Consider the following 19,300-nt stretch of genomic DNA (forward strand, 5'->3'; position numbering starts at 1 on the left):
AAGCCGCCGAATGGTTCACGCTGGGCACTGACGCAGATCAACCAGGAGAGCTTATGTCCCATCCGGTTCGTTTCTCGCCATCCGTCGAACAGCCGGAGGCGGACGAGGCGGAGACGATCCGCCAACTGGAGGAGCAGTTCAGGAAGATCCTGGACATCACCTCCCGGGATTACGGCCATGCCGTCCGCTCGGTGCACGCAAAGGGGCACGGCCTCGCCTCGGGCACGTTCCGGGTGCACGACGGTCTGCCGCCGGAGCTGGCGCAGGGCCTGTTCGCGCGTGCCGGCGAGTTCGAGGCGATCCTCCGCCTGTCCACCAATGCCGGCGACATCCTGGACGATTCGATCTCGCTGCCCCGCGGCATCGCGCTGAAGATCCTGGGCGTGGAGGGCGAGCGCCTGCCGGGTTCGGAAGGCGATACCACGCAGGACCTGATCCTGGTCAACGGGCCGGCCTTTGCCGCTTCCACGCCCAGGCAGTTCCTCGGCAACCTCAAGCTGCTCGCCAGCACCACCGACAAGGCGGAAGGCGCCAAGAAGGTGCTGTCCGCCTTTCTGCGCGGCGCGGAGGCGGCGCTGGAGGCGGTGGGCGGCTCGTCGTCGACCTTGACCACGCTGGGCGGCGCGAAGCCCGTCCATCCGCTGGGCGCGACCTATTACAGCCAGACGCCCTACCGCTACGGCGATTACCTCGCCAAGTTCCAGCTGGTGCCCGTGTCCGGCATCAAGGACTATGCAAACGAGACGATCAATGCCTCGGGCCGCCCCGATGCGATCCGCACAGCCGTGAACGAGCTGATGGTCGAGCAAGGCGGCACCTGGGAGCTGCGCGTGCAATTGTGCACCGATCTCGAGAGGATGCCGGTGGAGGATGCCGCGGTGATCTGGGACGAGAAGGAAAGCCCCTTCCGCACCGTGGCCACGCTCACCGTTCCTCCGCAGATCGCCTGGGAGGATCCGGCGAGCGACCTGCTCGAGGACAAGCTCAGCTTCATGCCCTGGCATGGGCTCCTGGCGCACCAGCCGCTCGGCGGCGTGAACCGGGCGCGGCGCGATCCCTACAGGATGTCTGCCGACTATCGCGGCCGCTTCAACGGCTGCCCGATCCACGAGCCGGCGGCGCTGGCCGACCTGCGGGGCTGAGGCTTGGCGGACGCGCCCGGCTTTCCCGACGGAATCGGCGACGATCATGCCGCGCGCGACCCGGTGCTGCGCCGCCATGCCAGCATCGTCTCGCTGCTGGTGTTCGGGGGATTGCTGCTGGCGGCCCTGCTCGGCACCTTCGGCGGCGGGCGCTCTCCGGTGCGCACCGCGCAAGCGGCTGCGGCAACGCTCACCGTCGCCACGCCCCGCACCTTGCGCAACGGCGTGTTCTTCGAAACGCGGGTCACGGTGACGGCGAGGCGCGACATCGCCAGGCTGGTGCTTGCACTGCCGCCGTCGCTGTGGCGCGACATCACCGTCAACTCGCAGGTGCCGCAAGCCAGCGAGGAGAAGTTCGAGAACGGCCGCTTCGCCTTCGACTATGGCCCGCTGAAAGCCGGCGAGAGCCTGGACGTGAAGATCGACGGCCAGATCAACCCGCCCCTGTTCGGCGGCACCTCGGGCACGATCGCCGTGCTGGACGACAAGGCGGAGCTCGTCTCGCTGCCGGTCACGATGAAGGTCCTGCCCTGATGGACATCGTGCTGCGCGCCACGGCGATGTTCGCGGTCGTGTTCGTGGTGCTGCGGCTGCTCGGCAAGCGCGAGCTGGGGCAGATGACGCCGTTCGAGGTGGTCAGCCTGGTGGTGATCGGCGACCTCATCCAGCAGGGCATCACGCACAACGATTTCAGCGTCACCGGCGCGATGCTGGCGATCTGCACCTTTGCTTTCTGGAGCGTCGCGCTCGGCTGGCTCGCCTACCTCTTCCCGCGCCTGCAGAAGGGATTGCAGGGCAGCCCCCGCGTCATCATCCGCGATGGCCGCTTGCTCGAAGACAATCTCCGCCGCGACCGCATGACGCGCAGCGAGGTGGAGTCGGAAATGCGGCTCGCGGGCATCGGCTCGATGCGCGATGTCGCCTGGGCGATCCTGGAGCCGCAGGGCAAGATCAGCTTCATCAAGCGCGACAGGGATGCGGAGCCGGCCCGGCAGGAGGATAATGACGGGCCGACGGGGTAAGGCAGCGGCGGTTCAGGGAACCACAACGCTGTCTGCTCCCCCGCCAGGGCCGGGTCCCGGTCGGCGAACGCCGCTGGAAGGAACGGCGCGCCCGTCACTTCGGCTTCCGCAACTGGACCCCGGCCTTCGCGGGGGAACCGAGCGCCCTTATCGCCGCGGATCGATCAGGAACTTCTCGCCCGTGGCCCGCCGCGCATAGCGTTGCAGCACCTCGGGGCGCAGCGCATCGGTGAGCCCGATCGTCTCGGTATAGCCGCTGGCGAAGGTGGTGGTCAGCTCCGCCATCACCCGCTCGCGCATGCGCTGCGCCCGCGCCGGGTCGGCGGCGAGGAACGGGGTCAGCAGGAAGCCGCTCACGCTCCAGGCGAAGCCGGCATTGGCGGCCAGTTCGGTGGGCCGGAGGTCGAGCCGGCCATAGATATAGACCTGCTTGTGCGCGGTGGAGCCATAACGGCTGAACGCCTGTCCGGCGCTCGCCGCCTGCTCCATGGCGCCGAGGATGCGCCCGGCGAGCGGCCCGCCGCCCACCGCATCGAACGCCAGCGTCGCGCCGGTTGCCGCCAGCGCCTCCACCAGCGCGCGGCCGAAGCCTTCCGCGGTGCTGTCCAGCACATGGGCGGCGCCCTGGTCCTTGAGCAGGCGCACCTGCTCGGCCGAACGCACGATGTTCACCAGCGGCACGCCGTCGGCCAGGCAGATGCGGTTGAGCATCTGCCCGAGGTTGGAGGCCGCGGCGGTATGCACCAGCGCCTTGTGGCCTTCCGCCCGCATCACCTCGACCATGCCGAGCGCGGTCATCGGGTTCACCGTGGCCGACGCGCCCTGTTCGGCGGAAACACCGTCCGGCAGCACCATGGCCTCGCGCGCGCGCGCCGCGCGGTGGGTGGCGTACATCGAGCCCCCGGCCAGCGCGACGGTCTTGCCGAGCAGCGCCTGCGCCTCCGGCCCGGCCTGCACCACGACGCCCGCGCCCTCATTGCCCACTGGCATGGACTGGCCGGTCCGCGCGGCAAGCGCGCCCATCCGCTGCGGCGGGATCGGGAAAACCAGCGCATCGCCCTCCTGCCGCGCGTCGGCCGGATCGACCGGACCCAGCAGCAGGCCGAGGTCGGACGGATTGATCGGGGTCGCGGCGATCTCCACCACGATGCCGTCGCCAGTGGGAGGCGACAGCTCCTGCTCCGCCAGCGACAGCCGCAAGCTGCCGTCCTCCGTCACTTCGGTACGCAGCTGCTTGGCGATGATCGTGTCGGCCATCCGGGGCATCCTCCATCTGTTTGGAAGAACGGGTACGCTGCCGAAGCACCGTTGCCAAGGGCTGGGGTATTTCCCGTCGTGTGAGAGCGCCAGCTCCTCTGGACCCCGGCGGCGATGGGCGCCGGCCGCAAGCCCGCACGCGCCTCCCCGTTGCCGACGTGCAAGGTTCCGCCTCGCGTTCCCAGGAAGGAGAGAAGAGGTGGGGAGCTTCTGTTGCCCGGCGCTCCCCGTGCCGCTGGAATCCCCTTCTGTTGCCCGGTGGGGTCCGAACCGCGCTATCTTGGAGTAACCTTAGGCCGTGAGGCCCTCAGTTACGCCGCAATCGCGAGTGCTTCGTTATCGTTGGCACTTGTGTGATGGGCCGTCACGGTGGTCCCATTCCGAACGAAAGACGGCGCCTTTCAATACACGTCGATCCTAGTTCGGCCCCATCATGGAAGCTGAGGCATCGTCCCCACGCGTGAAGCGTGGCGCCGAGCGCCTCAGCTCGGATGGTGGAGCCGCCGGGTACCGCCCCCGGGTCCGCTGCATCTATTCTACGCCATGGTTTATCGTCATAGCCGGCGAACCGGCGGAACCGATATAGGCGCTCTCGCCTTTGTCGGGAAGACCCCGCAGCGAAATCGCCGAACGGCCTTTCGCTTGCCACAAATCAAGTCCAGGGCGGCCCGATCATGTTGACCCAGCGTTCCCGGTACGCGCTTCGCGCCATGCTTTTCCTTGCCGAGCAGCCCGCCGCCACGGCGCCGGTGCCGATGAACCGCATCGCGCAGGAAGCCAACGTGCCCCGCAAGTTCCTGGAGCTGATCCTCGCCGACCTGCGCGAGGCCGGGTTCCTGAACTCCACCCGCGGCAAATCGGGTGGCTATCGCCTGGCCCGGCCGACGCACCTCATCTCGCTGGGCGAGATCATCCGCGTGATCGAGGGGCCGCTCGCGCTCGTTCCCTGCGTCAGCCGCACCGCCTATCGCCCGTGCGGCGATTGCAAGAGCGAGGCGGATTGCGCGATCCGCCACGCGATGATGCGCGTGCGCGACGAAACCGCACGCATCCTCGACGGCACCAGCCTGGCGGACGCCACCGCCGAGGAACTGGCGGTCGCCTGACCTTCAGGCCCGAGGACGGGCCTTCAGCTCGTCGCGGATCTCACGCAGCAGGGCGATCTCCACCGGTTCTGGCGCCGGCGGCACCGCCGCTTCCTCCTCGCGCCGCAGCCGCGCCGCCTCGCGCTCGATCAAGGCCGCGGCCTTGTTCACCGCGCGCAGGATCATGAAGATGATGAAGGCGACGATCAGGAAGTTGACCAGCTGCGTGACGAACGCGCCGTAGCCAAGCAGCGGCACGCCCGCCTTCTTCAGCGCGGCATAATCGGTCAGCGAGCCGCCATAGTTCGCCGGCACCGGCCCCAGCGCCACGAAATAGCTGGAAAAATCGAGCCCGCCGAAGATCTTGCCGATGATCGGCATCAGCACGTCGTCGGTCAGCGAGGTCACGATCTTGCCGAACGCCGCGCCGATGATCACGGCCACGGCCAGGTCCAGCACGTTGCCGCGCATGATGAACGCCTTGAACTCCTTCAGCATCGCTTTCGTGTCCTCCTGTTGCTGATCCAGGTTATCCTCACGATTGCCTCTTCGCTAGGGCCCGCAACCGTCCTATATGGATGACACAGGCCATTCGGAGACCCGAGCACATGTCGTCGTTCCGCCCCGTCGTTGTCGTTGCGCTTGCCGCCACCCTGACCGGCTGCGGCATCAACAGCATCCCCACGGCCGAGGAAAATGCCAAGGCGCGCTGGGCCGACGTCCAGAACCAGTATCAGCGCCGCGCGGACCTCATCCCCAATCTCGTCTCCACGGTGAAGGCGGCGGGCGCACAGGAGAAGTCGATCCTGGTCGAGGTGACCCAGGCGCGGGCCGGCGCGAACCGCATCCAGGTGACGGGCGAGCAGCTCACCGATCCGGCGAAGGTCGCCGAGTTCCAGCGCGCGCAGAACGCGGTCACCCTGTCGCTCCAGCGGCTGCAGGAAGCCTATCCGGAGCTGAAGAGCCAGGGCAACTACACTACGCTGATGAGCCAGCTGGAAGGCACCGAGAACCGCATCACGATCGCCCGCAACGATTACAACAGCGCCGTGCAGGCCTATAACACGCAGATCCGCACCTTCCCCAACGCGATCGGCGCCAAGATCTTCTATGGCGCCAAGCCGATGGTGCCGTTCCAGGCGACGACGCCCGGCGCCGACACCGCGCCCAAGGTGGATTTCGGGGGCTGACCCGATGACGCTCCCCTCCCCGGCGAAAGCTGGGGTCCGGTCGCAGTCGGCGGAGGACCGGAAGACCGCCGTTCGCTCCACCCGTCATGCCGGACCCGTTCCGGCATCCACGGTTCCGCACAGGTTTCTGCCGGGGACGGTGCGCGAGTGGCTGGCCGCTTTCCTCAGCGCGCTTGCCGCCCTGTTTCTCCTCGCCGGCCCGGCCGCGGCGCAGACCTTTCCCAAGTTCACCGGCCTGGTCGTGGACGACGCCGGCGTGCTGCCGGAGGCCACCAGGGCGGACCTCACTGCCAAGCTCGAAGCCTTGCAGAAGGACACCAACCGCCAGCTCGTGGTCGCCACCATCCGGGACACGCAAGGCTATCCGCTGGACGAATATGGCTACAAGCTCGGCCGCGCCTGGGGCGTAGGCCTGAAGGACGTGAACAACGGCGCGATCCTGTTCGTCGCGCCCAACAACCCGGCCGGCCAGCGCGGGCCGCGGATCGAGGTCGGCTACGGGCTCGAACCGATCCTCACCGACGCGCTGACCAGCGTGGTCATCCGCCAGCAGATGCTGCCCCGGCTGAAACAAAACAACGACGTTCCCGGCGCGCTCACTGCCGGCACGGACGCGCTGATCCAGCAGCTGCGCGCCTCGCCGGACGAGGCCAAGGCCCGCACCGACGCGGCGGTCGCCGAGTTCAACAAGACGCACCAGCGATCCCGCCAGGGCGCGAGCGGTGGCGGCATCCCGCTCGGCCTGGTGTTCTTCGGCATGGTCTTCCTGTTCCTCGTGCTCGGCCTTGCGCGGCGCGGCAGCGGCGGCGGGCGGCGCTATCGCGGCGATGGCGGCAGCGGCTTGAGCCAGGTGATCCTCTGGTCCGTCGCCAACGAGATCGGCCGCAACGCCTCGCACGGCGGTGGCTGGGGCAGTGGCGGCGGTGGCGGCTGGGGCGGCGGCAGCGACGGCGGCTGGGGCGGCGGCGGTTTCACCGGCGGCGGTGGCGGCTCGTTTGGAGGCGGCGGCGCCTCGGGGGACTGGTGATGCGCCTGTCGGCCGAGGACCATGCCCGCGTCACCGCCGCGGTGGCGGAAGCGGAACTGACCACCGCGGGCGAGATCGTCACCGTGGTCGCGCGACGGTCCGACAGATACCACGACGTTGCCGCGCATTACGGCCTGCTCGCCAGCCTCTTCGTGCTCGCCTTGCTGTCGGTGTGGCCGGGCATTGCGGAGGCCGCGCTGGCGCCGCTCCACGACGAATGGGCGGAGGGCTATGACCTGCGCGCGCTGTTCACCGTCGCGCTGGTGCTGTCCGCGCTGGCCTGGCTCCTGGTGCGCCTGCTGCTCAACGCCCTGCCCTTGCGCCTTGCGCTCACCCCGCGCGCCACCAAGGCGCGCCGCGTTCGCGCCCGCGCGCTGGACCTGTTCCGCACCGCTGCGGAAAAGCGCACGGTGGGCGGCACGGGCGTGCTCCTCTACCTCAGCCTGGACGAGCATCGCGCCGAGCTGATCGCGGACGAGAGCATCCACTCCAAGGTCGCGCCGGAAATCTGGGGCGCAGCGATGGCGGCGCTGGTCGCCGAGGTGAAGCAGGGCCGGCCGGGTGCCGGCATGGCCGAGGCGGTACGCCAGATCGGGCTGGTCCTGGCCGAGCATTTCCCGCGCGCCGACGACGACCGCAACGAACTTCCGGACAGGCTGATAGAATTATGACCGACACGCCCGAACCCGTGTGGGAAGGCAAGTATCTCAAGGTCCTGAAGCAGGGCACCTGGGAATATGCCGGCCGCACGCGCGGCATCCAGGCGGCGGCGATCATCGCCATCCACCAGGGCCAGCTGATCCTGATCGACCAGTTCCGCGTGCCGCTGGGCCGGCGTACGCTGGAGCTGCCGGCGGGGCTGGTCGGCGACGAGACGGAGGGCGAAAGCGTCGAAGCCTCCGCGGCGCGCGAACTGGAGGAGGAAACCGGCTACCGCGCGGAGCGGATCGAGCAGCTCGGCTTCTTTCACGCCTCGCCCGGGATGGTCAGCGAGGGCTTCACGCTGGTCCGCGCCCATGGCCTCACCCGGACCGGCGATGGCGGCGGGGTGGAGGGCGAGGGCATCACCGTCCACCACGTGCTGCTGGCCGAGATCCCCGCCTATATCGAGGCGCGCCGCGCCGAGGGCATGGCGATCGACGTCAAGCTGCTGCTGTTCCTGAGCTCGACGTTTCTGGACTGAGTCCGCGCCTCCACGGCGAACAACAGCGCCCGCTCGTGCTCCCGCGAAGGCGGGAGCCCAGGGCCGCAATCGCGGCGTCCGCAACCGCGGCTCCCGCCTTCTCGTCTACGATACCGGTGCGCCTCGACAACGGCCTCAGCGCCGCACGTCCAGCCCGCCGGCCAGATAGGCATCGATGTCCGCCTGCCGGAACAGCGCCGCATCGCCCGGCAGCGAGTGCTTGAGCACCGTCACCGCCAGGCCGGTGCGCGCCGCATCCTCGATGCCGCCGCCCGAACGCAGCGCATGCAGCACGCCCGCGGCAAAGGCGTCGCCGCCGCCGATCCGGTCGACAATGCCGGCGATCTCCACCTCCGCCGTCTGCGCGACCGCTTCGCGCGTCTCGACGCGGGCGGACAGGCGGTGCAGGTCGACATGCTCCACATGGCGCGCGGTGGAGGCCATGACCTGAAGCTTCGGAAAGGCCGCGAACGCCGCCTCCGCCGCTTCGCGCCGCCGTTCCTCGCCGTCGCTGGAAAAGGTGCGGCCGAGCAGCAGGGCGACATCCTGGTGGTTGCCGAACATCAGGTCGGCATGGGCGACGATGCCCGACAGGATGCCGCGCGGATCGCTGTCCCAGCGTTCCCACAGCTTGCCGCGCCAGTTGCCGTCGAACGAAACCGCGATCCCGCGCGCGGACGCCGCCTCCACCGCCGCCAGGGCGCTGCGAGCGGGCACCGGGCCGAGCGCCGGCGTGATGCCCGACAGGTGGAGCCGGTCGACACCGCTCAGCAGCGTGTCCCAGTCCCATGCCTCCACCGGAGCCTCGGCGAAGGCGGAGTGGGCGCGGTCGTAGATCACTTCCGTTGCGCGCATCCCGGCGCCGGAGGTGACGAAATAGAGCCCCATCCGCTCGCCGGCGAGCTGGATCGCCGACGTGTCCACGCCATGCCCGCGCAAGGTGGTGACCGCCGCGCGGCCCAGGTCATTGTCCGGCACGCGCGTGGCGAAACCCACGGCGTGGCCCAGCCGTGCGAGCTGTGTCGCGACGTTCGCCTCTGCCCCGGCAACCCACACGTCCAGCTTGGGCGTCTGCAGGAGCAGCTCGCGCCCCGGCGGCGAGAGCCGCAGCATGATTTCGCCGAACGCCAGGAACTTGGGCATCGTGTTTCCCCTTCTTGATCCTCCGCGGCGATGCCGGGGAGGGGGACCGCCGCGCCTCGGCGCGGGGGTGGAGGGGCAATGCCGCAAGCGGGACGGCCGTGGCAACGCCCCTCCACCAGCCTATGGCTGGTCCCTTCCCCATCCAAGATGGGGAGGAACTTTCTTCGTCAGCGCGCCAGCCAGCCGCCATCCACCGGCAGCGTCACGCCATGGATGTAATCCGCCGCCGGGGACGCCAGGAACACCGCGGTGCCGGCGATGTCCTTCGGATCGCCCCACCGGCCCGCGGGGATGCGATCGAGAATCGCCTTGCTGCGGTCTGCGTCCGCGCGCAGCGCCTCGGTGTTGTTGGTTTCGATATAGCCCGGCGCGATGGCGTTCACGTTGACGCCCTTGGCCGCCCATTCGTTGGCCAGGATCTTGGTGATGCCCGACACGCCGTGCTTCGCGGCGGTGTAGCTCGGCACACGGATGCCGCCTTGGAAGGACAACAGGGAGGCGATGTTCACCACCTTGCCGCGCCCCTGCGCCAGCATGTGCTTCGCCGCCGCCTGGGTCAGGAAGAACAGGGTCTTCAGGTTGGTGTCCATCACCGCATCCCAGTCCGCCTCGGAGAACTCCACCGAGTCCGCGCGGCGGATGATGCCGGCATTGTTGACCAGGATGTCGATGCCGCCCAGCTCGGCCACGGTGGTGGCAACCACCTCCTCGACCGGCGCGGTGCTCGACAGATCGGCCTTGATCGACACGAACTTGCGGCCGGTCGCTTCGACCAGCGTCCTGGTTTCGGCGGGCTCGGAGCGGCCCGCCACCGCGACGTCGGCGCCTGCCCCGGCAAGGGCGACGGCGATCGCCTGGCCGATGCCGGTGTTCGCGCCGGTGACGAGGGCGCGGCGCCCGGTGAGATCGAAGGGGGTGGTCATGCTTCACTCGCTAACTCCCCTCCCTGGAAGGGAGGGGTCGGGGGTGGGTCCTGTCCGGGCGGTACGGCGGCGATCGAACCCGCGGCTTCCGCAGCGCGAGCACTCCACCCACCCCCAGCCCCTCCCTTTGCAGGGAGGGGAGCAGTTCGGCCTTACGCCAGCTGGCAGATATCCAGCACGTGCATGTCGGTATAATCCTGGTTCTCGCCGGCCATCGCCCAGATGAAGGCATAGGACTTCGTGCCCGCGCCCATGTGGATCGACCAGGGCGGGGAGATCACCGCTTCCTCGTTCTGCATCACGATGTGGCGGGTGGCCTCGCCCTCGCCCATGAAGTGCATCACACGGTCGGTGTCGAGATTGTCGAGCTCGAAGTAGAAATAGACCTCGCTGCGGCGCTCGTGGATGTGCGGCGGCATGGTGTTCCACACCGAGCCTTCCTTCAGCACCGTCAGCCCCATCACCAGCTGCGCGGAGTCGCAGATGCCCGGGATCACCATCTGGAAGATCGTGCGCTCGTTCGATTCGGCCAGGCTGCCGCGCTCCAGCGCGGTCGCGTCCTTGGTGGAGATCAGCTTGGTCGCGAACGCCTTGTGCGCCGGGCAGGACGCCAGGTAGAAACGCGCGCCCTCGCCGGCGAATGCCACGTCCCTGGCGCCCATCGTCACGTACAGGCAGTCCTTGTTGCCCAGCGTGAAGGTCTCGCCGTCGACGGTGACGGTGCCTTCCACCTTGCCGACATTGACGACGGCCAGCTCGCGGCGCTCCAGGAAGGGGTGCCCGGCGGCGGACGCCGGCTCGGTCTGGTCGGGCAGCTTCACCGCACCGCCGGCCACCGCGACGCCGCCGATCACGAAGCGCTCGGCATGCGTGTAGTTCAGCACGCACTCGCCATCGCGGAACAGGTCCTGGATCAGGTAGCGGTCGCGCAGCTCGTCGTTGGAGACGCACTCCATCATGTCGGGATGGGTCGCGTAGTAGGTGCGTTCGAACATGTGAAACTCCGTTTCAGATATCAGGTTGCCTGCGCTGCCGGGGCCGATTGGTCAACCCGGTAGGCGCGCCGGACGAGGGTGGAGGTGAGATCCGTGGCCAGCTCGGCGGCTTCCCAATCCTCCAGTCGCCCCTCGGCGACCAGGCGGGCGAGAAAGGCGCAGTCGACGCGCCGCGCGACATCGTGCCGCGCGGGGATCGACAGAAAGGCGCGGGTGTCGTCGTTGAAGCCCACCGTGTTGTAGAAGCCGGCGGTTTCCGTCGTCATCTCGCGAAAGCGGCGCATGCCTTCGGGTGAGTCATGGAACCACCAGGACGGCCCCAGCTTCAGGCAGGGGTAATGGCCGGCCAGCGGGGCCAGCTCGCGGGCATAGGTCGATTCGTCCAGCGTGAAGAGGATGATCGCCAGGTCCGTCTCGGTGCCGACCACGTCGAGCATCGGCCTGAGCGCGTGAACATAGTCGGTGCGGCCGGGAATGTCGGCGCCCTTGTCGCGCCCGTGGCTGGCGAACAGGCCGGCATTGTGGTTGCGCACGGAACCGGGATGGATCTGCATCACCATGCCGTCGTCGCGGCTCATCTTCGCCATTTCGGTGAGCATCTGCGCGCGGAACAGCTCGGCATCCGCGGGCGTCCAGCTTCCGCCTACGATGCGACCGAACAGCGCCTCGCACTCCGCGGGTGAAAGGTTGGCGGTGGCCGCCGTCGGATGGCCGTGGTCGGTCGCCGTTGCACCCATCGAGCGGAAGAACGCGCGGCGGTTGCGATGCGCGGCAAGATAGCCCTGCCAGCCGTGCACGTCCTCGCCGGTCAGCTCCCCGAAAGCCGCCAGCGCGCCGGCGAACTGCTCGTGCTCCACGTCGATCACGCCGTCCGGGCGATAGGTGGTGACGACGCGCCCGCCCCAGCCGGAGCGACGGATCGCGGCATGGTGCGCCAGATCGTCCTGCGCGCCCTCGGTGGTGGCGAGGAAGTCGATGCGGAAGCGGTCGAACAGCGCGCGCGGGCGGAAGGCGTCGCTCGCCAGCTTCTCCGCGATCGTATCGTAATAAAGGTCGGCCGTGTCCGCCTCCAGGCGAACCGCCATCCCGAATACTTCGGCAAAGGCGTGGTCGAGCCACAGGCGCGACGGCGTGCCGCGGAACAGGTGATAGTTGGCGGCGAACAACGCCCAGGCCGCCCGCGGGTCGGTCGCCGGCACGCCCCCCTTGTGCGGCACGCGCAGCGCATCCAGGCTCACACCCTGGCTGTAGAGCATGCGATAGAGGTAATGGTCCGGCGCCAGCAGGAGCTCGGTGGCGTTGGTCCAGTTCGCATCCGTCGCGAACCAGGCCGGATCGGTGTGGCCATGGGGGCTGACGATCGGCAGGTCGGCGATCTCGCGGTACAGGTCGCGCGCGATCGAGCGGCTATGCTCGTCCGCCGGAAACAGGCGATCGGGATCCAGCGTCAACGGACGGGCCATTCCATCCTCCCTTCATCAAGGCCGCCGATTGGCGATCGACCAACTGGTAACCGGTGTCAGCATTACTTGCAACCGCCCGCACAGCCTCAATCGGCGGGTGGCGGCGCAACCGAGGCCCGGCGGATCAGCGTGGAAAGAAAGCGGCTCGGCTCCTCCACCTCCTGCTCCCCGCCGATCAGCTTCAGCGCGGCGGTCCGCGCCATGGAGATGCTCGGCCAGCGCACGGTGGTGAGCGGCGGCCACAGATGCGCGGCGATCGGCGTGTCGTCGAAGCCGATCACCGACAGGTCGCGCGGCACGTCCAGTCCGCGCGCGCGGGCGGCATGAACGAGGCCGGCGGCCATTTCGTCATTGGCGCAGAAGATCGCGGTGGGACGCGGCGACAGGTCGAGCAGCCTCTCGCCGGCTTCCTGCCCGGATTCGAAGGTATAACTGCCCTGCGCGATCCACGAGCGCGGGAGCGCCAGTTCCGCCGCGGCGACGGCCTCCTCGAACCCCGCCCGGCGCTCGGCTGCGGAGAGGAAGCCGTCCGGCCCCGCGACATGGCCGATGCGGCGATGCCCCTGCTCGACCAGGTAGGACACGGCGTGGCGCACGGCCTCCCGATCGTTGGAGGCGACGGTGCTCGCCGGGTCGCCGGCCACCGCGCTCATCCGCACATGGCGGCATCCCAGCGCCCGGCAGAGGTCCACCACCGGCGGGAGATCGCCCACCGGCGGCATCAGCAGCACGCCGAACGGCCGCTGCCGCTCGATAAAGGCGCGCAGGTCGTCCAGCATCGTCGGCGATCCGCGGCGCACCGGCCGCACCACCAGCTCGAATTCGGAGCCGGCGACGCCTTCCAGCAGGCCTTGCTGCACGTTCATCACGGTTTGCGCGTTGGGATTGTCGTGCACCAGCGCGATCAGGAAGTTGCGGCGCAGGGCCAGCGCGCGCGCCTGCGGGTTGGGAACATAACCAAGCTCGGCGATCACCTGTTCGACGCGGCGGCGCGTCTCCTCGCCGAGCAGCGCGGACCGGTTGATGACCCGGCTGACGGTTTTCTTGGAAACGCCGGCGAGCCGCGCCACGTCGTTGATCGTCGCCTGTCCGCCGCTGCGCTCCATGCCGATGCTGTAGCCCGGCGGGCGGCAACCGCAAAGCTTGCCCTGTGCGCGCCCGCAGTTCATAAGGAAACCGGTTACCCACGGGAGAGAGATGGTGGCGCGGGCGGTACGCGTGAGCGCGGGCGACAATGTCGCGACACTGCTGCAGGATTGCGCCGCGGGCGAGCCGGTGGAGGCTGGCGACGCGTCCGTGGTCGCGCGCGAGGCCGTGCCGCGCGGTCACAAGATCGCCCTGGGCCGGATCGAGGCGGGGCAGGAGGTCGTGAAGTTCGGCTTCCCGATCGGACGGGCACAGCGCGCGATCGGCGAAGGGGAACACGTCCATTCCGCCAATCTGGGCACCGCCCTGGCGGGCACGCTGGACTATGCCTTCCGACCGTCCGCGCCCCTTGCTCCTCCCTCGACAGGCGCAACCACCTTTCGCGGCTATGTCCGGCCGGACGGGCGGGTAGGCACGCGCAACGAGATCTGGGTGCTGCCGACGGTGGGCTGCGTCGCGCGCACCGCGCAGCGCATCGCCGCGGCGGCTGCCGCCAGCCATGCCGGCCGGATCGACGGCGTGCACGCCTTCACCCATCCCCATGGCTGCTCGCAGCTCGGCGACGACCTGGGCGGCACCCGCGCGATCCTGACGGCGCTGGCCGATCATCCGAACGCCGGCGGCGTGCTGATCGTCGGGCTCGGCTGCGAGGAGAACCAGCTTTCCGGGATCCTCGCCGCGCTGCCGGAAGCGCGGCGTCCGTTCGTGCGCACGCTCGTCACCCAGCTCGCCGGCGACGAGCAGGCGGAGGGGGAAAGGCTGGTTGCCGAGCTGGTCGGGATCGCGTCGCAGGCAAGGCGGGAGGAGGTCGGGCTCGACCGGCTGGTGCTGGGCGTGAAATGCGGCGGCTCGGATGGCCTTTCCGGCCTCACCGCGAACCCGCTGGTCGGCCGCATGAGCGACCGCGTCGCCGGCGCCGGCGGAAGCGTGCTGCTCACCGAGATCCCCGAAGTGTTCGGCGCCGAGCAGATCCTGATGAACCGCGCCGCCGACGAGCAGGTTTTCGCGCGCGTGGTCGGGCTGGTCAACGGCTTCAAGCGCTACTTCCTGGACCACGGCCAGCCGGTGTCGGAGAACCCCTCGCCCGGCAATGTCGCGGGCGGCATCACCACGCTGGAGGAAAAGTCGCTCGGCGCGGTGCAGAAGGGCGGACAGGCGACCGTCACCGACGTGATCGGTTACGGCGGGCAGGTGAGCCGGCCCGGCCTCACCCTGCTGGAGGCGCCGGGCAACGACGCGGTTTCCTCCACCGCGCTGGCCGCGGCGGGGGCGACCGCGATCCTGTTCACCACCGGCCGCGGCACGCCGCTCGGCTTTCCCGTGCCCACGGTGAAGATCGCTTCCAACAGCGACCTGGCGGCACGCAAGCCCGGCTGGATCGACTTCGATGCCGGCCGCGCGCTGGAGGACGGGCTCGACGCCACCGCCGAGGCGCTGCTCGCCCGCATCGCTGCCATCGCCAGCGGCGAGGAAACCGCGGCCGAGCGCAACGACGAGCGCGAGATCGCCATCTGGAAGCGCGGAGTGACGCTGTGAACCGATTGTCGCGCGCCACCCTGGGCCAGGTGCCGGAGGCGATCCCCGCGCCCCGCCAGCGACCGGAGCCGCAGATCGGCATCGTGCATTTCGGCCCCGGCGCATTCCACCGCGCGCATCAGGCCGCCTATGTCGACACGCTGCTCGCGCACGATCCGCGCTGGGGCATCGCCGCCGTCTCCCTGCGCAGCCGTGGCACGGTGGCGGCGCTCGCCGGGCAGGACGGGCTCTACACGCTGGCGGTGCGCGACACGGAATCGTCGATGCGCGTGATCGGCGCGCACCGGCGCTTCCTGGCACCCGATGAGGCGCCGGCGGTGCAGGCGTTGCTGGCCGACCCGGCGGTGCGGCTGGTCACCTCCACCGTGACCGAGAAGGGCTATTGCCTGGCCCCGGACGGCACGCTGGACCTGGCGCATCCCGACATCGCCCACGACCTCGCCGGAACGGACGTGCCACGCAGCCTGATCGGCTGGCTGGTCGCAGGGCTCGCCGCCCGGCGCGGGGCGAGGCTCGCGCCGTTCGTGCCGATGCCGTGCGACAATCTCGCCAGCAACGGCCGCAAGCTGCACGCCGCTTTGGTCGCGTTCGCCCGCGCGCGCGACACCGATCTGGCCGACTGGATCCACGGCGAGGTGCGCGTGCCCTGCACCATGGTCGATTCCATCACGCCGGCCGCCGACGATGCGCTGTACGCGGCGGTTGCCGCCGAACTCGGGCTGGAGGATCGTGCCGCCGTGCAGCGTGAGGCCTTCACGCAATGGGTGATCGAGGATGTGGGCGTGCCGCTCGGCCCCGATCTCGCCTCGGCCGGGGCGACCCTCACCGCCGATGTCGCGGGATATGAGAAGGCCAAGCTGCGCATCCTCAACGGCGCGCATTCCACCCTGGCCTATGCCGGGCTGCTGCGCGGCCATGCCAGCGTCGCCGAGGCGATGGGCGATCCCGCGCTTGCCGCCTTTGTGGAAGCGATGCTGCGCGAGGAAGTGCAGCCGATGCTACCGCCGGTCGCCGGGCTGGACCTCGATGCCTATCGCGCGGCGGTGCTGCAGCGCTTCCGCAATCCGGTGATCGTCCACCGGCTCGACCAGATCGCGATCGACGGCTCGCAGAAGCTGCCCTATCGCCTGGGCGACACGCTGGCCGCGAACCGTGCGGCCGGGCGGATGCCCGCGCGGGCGGCGGCGGCGCTCGGCTGCTGGGTGGCGTTCCTGGCGCAGCGCACGCGGACAGGCACCGCCATCGCCGATCCGCACGGCGAGGCGTTGGCGCGCCTCGCGCAGGGCTCGCCGCGCGAGATCGTGCGCCGACTGGCGGAAGCGGGGATCGGCCTGCCCCCTGCCCTGCTCGAGGACGCACCCTTGCTGGCGGCGGTGGAGGCATCGGCACAGGCGGCGGCGGACGGAAACTGGCCGCAGGTCTTCACCGCCGAATAACAATCGCACCACAAGGGCCCGGCAAGAGGCCAGACACAAGGAAGAGGCAAGCGCATGGCCACGCAGGATCTGAAAGACGCGATCGCCGCCGAACCGGTGGCCGCGCCCGCGGTATCCGCGGTGGGGCGATACCGGTGGATGATCTGCTCGCTGCTGTTCGCGGCCACCGCGATCAACTATGTCGACCGGCAGATGATCGGGGTGCTGAAGCCCACGATCTCCAAGGAGCTCGGCTGGTCGGAAACGACCTATGCCGACATCGTCTTCTGGTTCCAGTGCGCCTATGCGCTGGGTTATCTCACCTTCGGCCGGCTGGTGGACGCGGTGGGCGCCCGGATCGGCTATTCGATCGCGTTCGTCGTATGGACCCTCGGCCATACCTTGTGCGGATTCGTGAACAGCGCGTTCCAGTTCTCGGTCGCCCGCTTCATCCTGGGCATCGGCGAAAGCGGCAATTTCCCCAGCGGCATCAAGTCGGTGACCGAGTGGTTTCCCGCCAGGGAGCGCGCGTTCGCCACCGGCGTGTTCAACGCCGGCTCGAATGTCGGCGCGATCATCACCCCTCTGGTCGTCCCGGCGCTGACCATCGCCTATGGCTGGCGCATGACGTTCGTCGTCACCGGCGCGGCGAGCCTCGTCTGGCTGGTCGCCTGGATCGCGCTGTACCGGCGCCCGCGCGAATCGACCAAGGTTTCCGCCGCGGAACTCGCCTATATCGAGAGCGATCCCGCCGATCCCGTCGGCAAGGTCGGCCTGGGACGGATCATGCGCTGCAAGGAAACCTGGGGCTATGCCTTCAGCCGCTTCCTCATCGATCCGGTCTGGTGGCTGTTCCTGTTCTGGACGCCCGACTTCCTGGGCAAGACCTATGGCCTCGATCTCAAGAATTTCGGGCCGCCGCTCGTCGCCATCTACGTGATCTCGGACGTCGGCAGCATCGCCGGCGGCTGGGCCTCGTCGCGGCTGATGAAGCGCGGCTGGTCGGCGAACGCCGCGCGCAAGACGGTGCTGTTCGCCTGCGCGCTGCTGGCGATGCCGATCGTGACCGCGCAATATATCTCCAGCCTGTGGCTGGCGGTGGCGGTGGTGGGACTGGCGACGGCGGCGCACCAGGCGTTCTCCGCCAATCTCTACACGATCCCGTCCGACCTGTTCCCGCGCGGGGCGGTCGGCTCCGTGATCGGCATCGGCGGCACGGTGGGCGCGATCGGCGGCATGCTGATGGCCAAGTTCGTCGGCCAGGTGCTGGAGACGACCGGCAGCTATTCGCTGATCTTCGCGGTGGCGGGCGGGGCATACCTGCTGGCGTTTCTGCTGCTGCAGGCGCTTTCGCCGCGATTGGCGCGAGTGACCGTCTAGCCGCATGGCCCTGTACGCAGTCGCGATCGGCAGCAACCGCCGCGGGCGGCATGGCGGCCCGCAGGCGGAGGTGCGGGCCGCCCTTGCCGCGCTCCGGCCCGTGGCCGTCGCTCCCCTGCTGCCGTCGGCGCCGCTCGGCCCGTCGACGCGCCGCTTCGTCAACACCGCGGCGCTGATCGACACGGACGAGGAGCCCCCCGCTTTGCTCGCCCGGCTGAAGCGGATCGAGCGCGATTTCGGCCGGCGTGCCGGACGGCGGTGGGGCGCACGGGTGATCGATCTGGATATCGTGTTCTGGTCCGGGGGAGCCTTTGCCGCACCGGGCCTGTGCGTGCCGCATCCGGCCTTTCGCGAGCGTGGTTTCGTGCTGGAGCCGCTGCTGCACATCGCCCCGCACTGGCGCGATCCGCTGACCGGCCGGACCGTGCGCCAGCTGGCGCATCGGCTCCGCGCGGTTGACCGGCGTCCGGCACGCGCCTAATCGGCGGCGCTTGGGCGAGCCCGTAGCTCAGTTGGTAGAGCAACGGACTTTTAATCTGTAGGTCCCGGGTTCGAGCCCCGGCGGGCTCACCACTCTCTTCCTGACGGATCCGCCGGACTGCGGCCGACCGCCACGCGAAGGCCTTGCCGCGGGCCGGGCGCGCGGTAGGATCGGTCATGCATCCCGAACTGCCCGCCGCCGAACCCGCCTCCTCGCGTGCGCCAGGCCCGCTGCTTGCCGCCGGCGTCGCGGCGGCTGGACTGGGCCTGGTGCTCGGGATCGGCGCGCTGGCGGGGCAATCCGCGTTCAGCTTCGACCGCCGCGTCCTCGCCGCGCTGCGCCTGCCGGGACCGGGCGCCCATCCGATCGGCCCGGAATGGCTGCACTGGGCCATGCTCGACATCACCGCCCTCGGCAGCTCCACCGTGCTGACGCTGGTGGTTCTCGCCGCGGTCGGGCTGCTGCTGGCCGAGCGGCTGTGGCTCACCGCAGCGCTGGTGGCAGCCGGCACGATCAGCGGATCGTGGATCGTCACGCTGGTGAAAGGCCATGTCGCGCGCGCCCGGCCGGACCTGATCGACCGCCTTACCGAGGCAAGCGGCATGAGCTTTCCCAGCGGCCATGCAACGAACAGCGCGATCATCTACCTGACGGTCGCCGCCCTCCTGACGCAGACGACACCCGGCCGTCATGTGCGCGCCTATATCTTCGTCCTGGCCGTGCTGCTGGTCGGCCTGATCGGGATCAGCCGCATCTATCTGGGCGTGCACTGGACGAGCGACGTGATGGCCGGCTGGAGCTTCGGCACGATCTGGGCGCTCGCCTGGTGGCTTGCGGGCGCGCGGGCGCGGGCGGCGCTCCGCCACTGAGGAGACTTTGTAACAAACATCTTGTTACAGTGTAACATAACGT

Annotated in this window: 20 protein-coding genes, 1 tRNA gene and 1 other RNA gene; 14 read left to right on the forward strand and 8 right to left on the reverse strand. The window is 69.4% G+C overall.

Features of this window, described 5'->3' with window-relative positions; all coding sequences use genetic code 11:
• Positions 1-53 precede the first annotated feature (53 nt).
• From DVW87_RS05825 to DVW87_RS05835, 3 genes are read left to right on the forward strand one after another with little or no spacing between them, the layout of a single operon-like run.
• Positions 54-1,142 carry a catalase family protein gene (locus DVW87_RS05825; protein WP_114686742.1) on the forward strand — a complete coding sequence of 363 codons (1,089 nt, stop codon included), beginning with the start codon at positions 54-56 and terminating at the stop codon, positions 1,140-1,142.
• A gap of 3 nt (positions 1,143-1,145) precedes the next feature.
• Entirely contained in the window at positions 1,146-1,676 is a 531-nt protein-coding gene (locus DVW87_RS05830) for a hypothetical protein (protein ID WP_114686743.1), read from the forward strand.
• On the forward strand, positions 1,676-2,164 hold the full coding sequence (locus DVW87_RS05835; protein WP_114686744.1) for a DUF421 domain-containing protein: 489 nt from the start codon (positions 1,676-1,678) through the stop codon (positions 2,162-2,164). The genes DVW87_RS05830 and DVW87_RS05835 overlap by 1 nt, the downstream gene beginning before the upstream one ends.
• 147 nt (positions 2,165-2,311) lie before the next feature.
• Here the strand turns inward: DVW87_RS05835 and DVW87_RS05840 are convergent, their stop codons facing one another.
• Both DVW87_RS05840 and ssrA read right to left on the reverse strand, forming a co-directional pair.
• Positions 2,312-3,421: an MDR/zinc-dependent alcohol dehydrogenase-like family protein gene (locus DVW87_RS05840; protein WP_114686745.1), complete on the reverse strand. Its 1,110-nt coding sequence runs from the start codon at positions 3,419-3,421 to the stop codon at positions 2,312-2,314.
• Positions 3,422-3,657: 236 nt separating this feature from the next.
• Positions 3,658-4,033: a transfer-messenger RNA gene (gene ssrA / locus DVW87_RS05845) on the reverse strand.
• A gap of 62 nt (positions 4,034-4,095) precedes the next feature.
• Between ssrA and DVW87_RS05850 the strand changes: the two genes are divergently transcribed.
• Complete coding sequence (locus tag DVW87_RS05850) at positions 4,096-4,527, forward strand: RrF2 family transcriptional regulator (protein WP_114687101.1); 432 nt, start codon at positions 4,096-4,098, stop codon at positions 4,525-4,527.
• A 3-nt stretch (positions 4,528-4,530) separates the two neighbouring features.
• Here the strand turns inward: DVW87_RS05850 and mscL are convergent, their stop codons facing one another.
• The gene (gene mscL, locus DVW87_RS05855; RefSeq protein WP_114686746.1) at positions 4,531-5,004 is read right to left on the reverse strand and encodes a large conductance mechanosensitive channel protein MscL; all 474 of its coding nucleotides are present in this window, start codon (positions 5,002-5,004) and stop codon (positions 4,531-4,533) included.
• Between the two features lie 110 nt (positions 5,005-5,114).
• On the opposite strand from mscL, the gene DVW87_RS05860 reads away from it, so the two are divergent.
• From DVW87_RS05860 to DVW87_RS05875, 4 genes are read left to right on the forward strand one after another with little or no spacing between them, the layout of a single operon-like run.
• Positions 5,115-5,696, forward strand: coding sequence for a LemA family protein (locus tag DVW87_RS05860; RefSeq protein WP_114686747.1), 582 nt, complete (start codon positions 5,115-5,117; stop codon positions 5,694-5,696).
• Between the two features lie 4 nt (positions 5,697-5,700).
• Positions 5,701-6,723, forward strand: a complete 1,023-nt coding sequence (locus DVW87_RS05865; RefSeq protein ID WP_114686748.1) for a TPM domain-containing protein — start codon at positions 5,701-5,703, stop codon at positions 6,721-6,723.
• Complete coding sequence (locus DVW87_RS05870; RefSeq protein ID WP_114686749.1) at positions 6,723-7,394, forward strand: TPM domain-containing protein; 672 nt, start codon at positions 6,723-6,725, stop codon at positions 7,392-7,394. The genes DVW87_RS05865 and DVW87_RS05870 overlap by 1 nt, the downstream gene beginning before the upstream one ends.
• On the forward strand, positions 7,391-7,906 hold the full coding sequence (locus DVW87_RS05875) for an NUDIX hydrolase (RefSeq protein ID WP_114686750.1): 516 nt from the start codon (positions 7,391-7,393) through the stop codon (positions 7,904-7,906). Before DVW87_RS05870 ends, DVW87_RS05875 begins: the two co-directional genes overlap by 4 nt.
• 135 nt (positions 7,907-8,041) lie before the next feature.
• Here the strand turns inward: DVW87_RS05875 and DVW87_RS05880 are convergent, their stop codons facing one another.
• From DVW87_RS05880 to DVW87_RS05900, 5 genes are all read right to left on the reverse strand, one after another.
• Positions 8,042-9,049 (reverse strand): sugar kinase, encoded by a 1,008-nt coding sequence (locus DVW87_RS05880; protein WP_114686751.1) that lies wholly within the window; start codon positions 9,047-9,049, stop codon positions 8,042-8,044.
• Between the two features lie 167 nt (positions 9,050-9,216).
• The gene (kduD, locus tag DVW87_RS05885) at positions 9,217-9,972 is read right to left on the reverse strand and encodes a 2-dehydro-3-deoxy-D-gluconate 5-dehydrogenase KduD (RefSeq protein ID WP_114686752.1); all 756 of its coding nucleotides are present in this window, start codon (positions 9,970-9,972) and stop codon (positions 9,217-9,219) included.
• 152 nt (positions 9,973-10,124) lie between these two features.
• Positions 10,125-10,967, reverse strand: a complete 843-nt coding sequence (gene kduI, locus DVW87_RS05890) for a 5-dehydro-4-deoxy-D-glucuronate isomerase (protein ID WP_114686753.1) — start codon at positions 10,965-10,967, stop codon at positions 10,125-10,127.
• A 20-nt stretch (positions 10,968-10,987) separates the two neighbouring features.
• Positions 10,988-12,430: a glucuronate isomerase gene (uxaC, locus tag DVW87_RS05895; protein ID WP_114686754.1), complete on the reverse strand. Its 1,443-nt coding sequence runs from the start codon at positions 12,428-12,430 to the stop codon at positions 10,988-10,990.
• An 86-nt stretch (positions 12,431-12,516) separates the two neighbouring features.
• Positions 12,517-13,536, reverse strand: coding sequence for a LacI family DNA-binding transcriptional regulator (locus tag DVW87_RS05900; protein WP_114687102.1), 1,020 nt, complete (start codon positions 13,534-13,536; stop codon positions 12,517-12,519).
• A gap of 91 nt (positions 13,537-13,627) precedes the next feature.
• On the opposite strand from DVW87_RS05900, the gene DVW87_RS05905 reads away from it, so the two are divergent.
• From DVW87_RS05905 to DVW87_RS05930, 6 genes are all read left to right on the forward strand, one after another.
• Entirely contained in the window at positions 13,628-15,112 is a 1,485-nt protein-coding gene (locus DVW87_RS05905) for a UxaA family hydrolase (RefSeq protein ID WP_114686755.1), read from the forward strand.
• Positions 15,109-16,548, forward strand: a complete 1,440-nt coding sequence (locus DVW87_RS05910; protein ID WP_114686756.1) for a mannitol dehydrogenase family protein — start codon at positions 15,109-15,111, stop codon at positions 16,546-16,548. Before DVW87_RS05905 ends, DVW87_RS05910 begins: the two co-directional genes overlap by 4 nt.
• A 54-nt stretch (positions 16,549-16,602) precedes the next feature.
• Entirely contained in the window at positions 16,603-17,907 is a 1,305-nt protein-coding gene (locus DVW87_RS05915; RefSeq protein ID WP_114686757.1) for an MFS transporter, read from the forward strand.
• Between the two features lie 4 nt (positions 17,908-17,911).
• Entirely contained in the window at positions 17,912-18,388 is a 477-nt protein-coding gene (folK, locus tag DVW87_RS05920; RefSeq protein WP_114686758.1) for a 2-amino-4-hydroxy-6-hydroxymethyldihydropteridine diphosphokinase, read from the forward strand.
• A gap of 16 nt (positions 18,389-18,404) precedes the next feature.
• Positions 18,405-18,480, forward strand: a tRNA-Lys gene (locus DVW87_RS05925).
• Between the two features lie 84 nt (positions 18,481-18,564).
• Positions 18,565-19,257 carry a phosphatase PAP2 family protein gene (locus DVW87_RS05930; RefSeq protein WP_114686759.1) on the forward strand — a complete coding sequence of 231 codons (693 nt, stop codon included), beginning with the start codon at positions 18,565-18,567 and terminating at the stop codon, positions 19,255-19,257.
• The last annotated feature ends 43 nt before the right edge of the window (positions 19,258-19,300 follow it).

It is taken from the genome of Sphingomonas aracearum, assembly GCF_003345355.1.
In the GTDB taxonomy this organism is placed as follows: domain Bacteria; phylum Pseudomonadota; class Alphaproteobacteria; order Sphingomonadales; family Sphingomonadaceae; genus Sphingomonas; species Sphingomonas aracearum.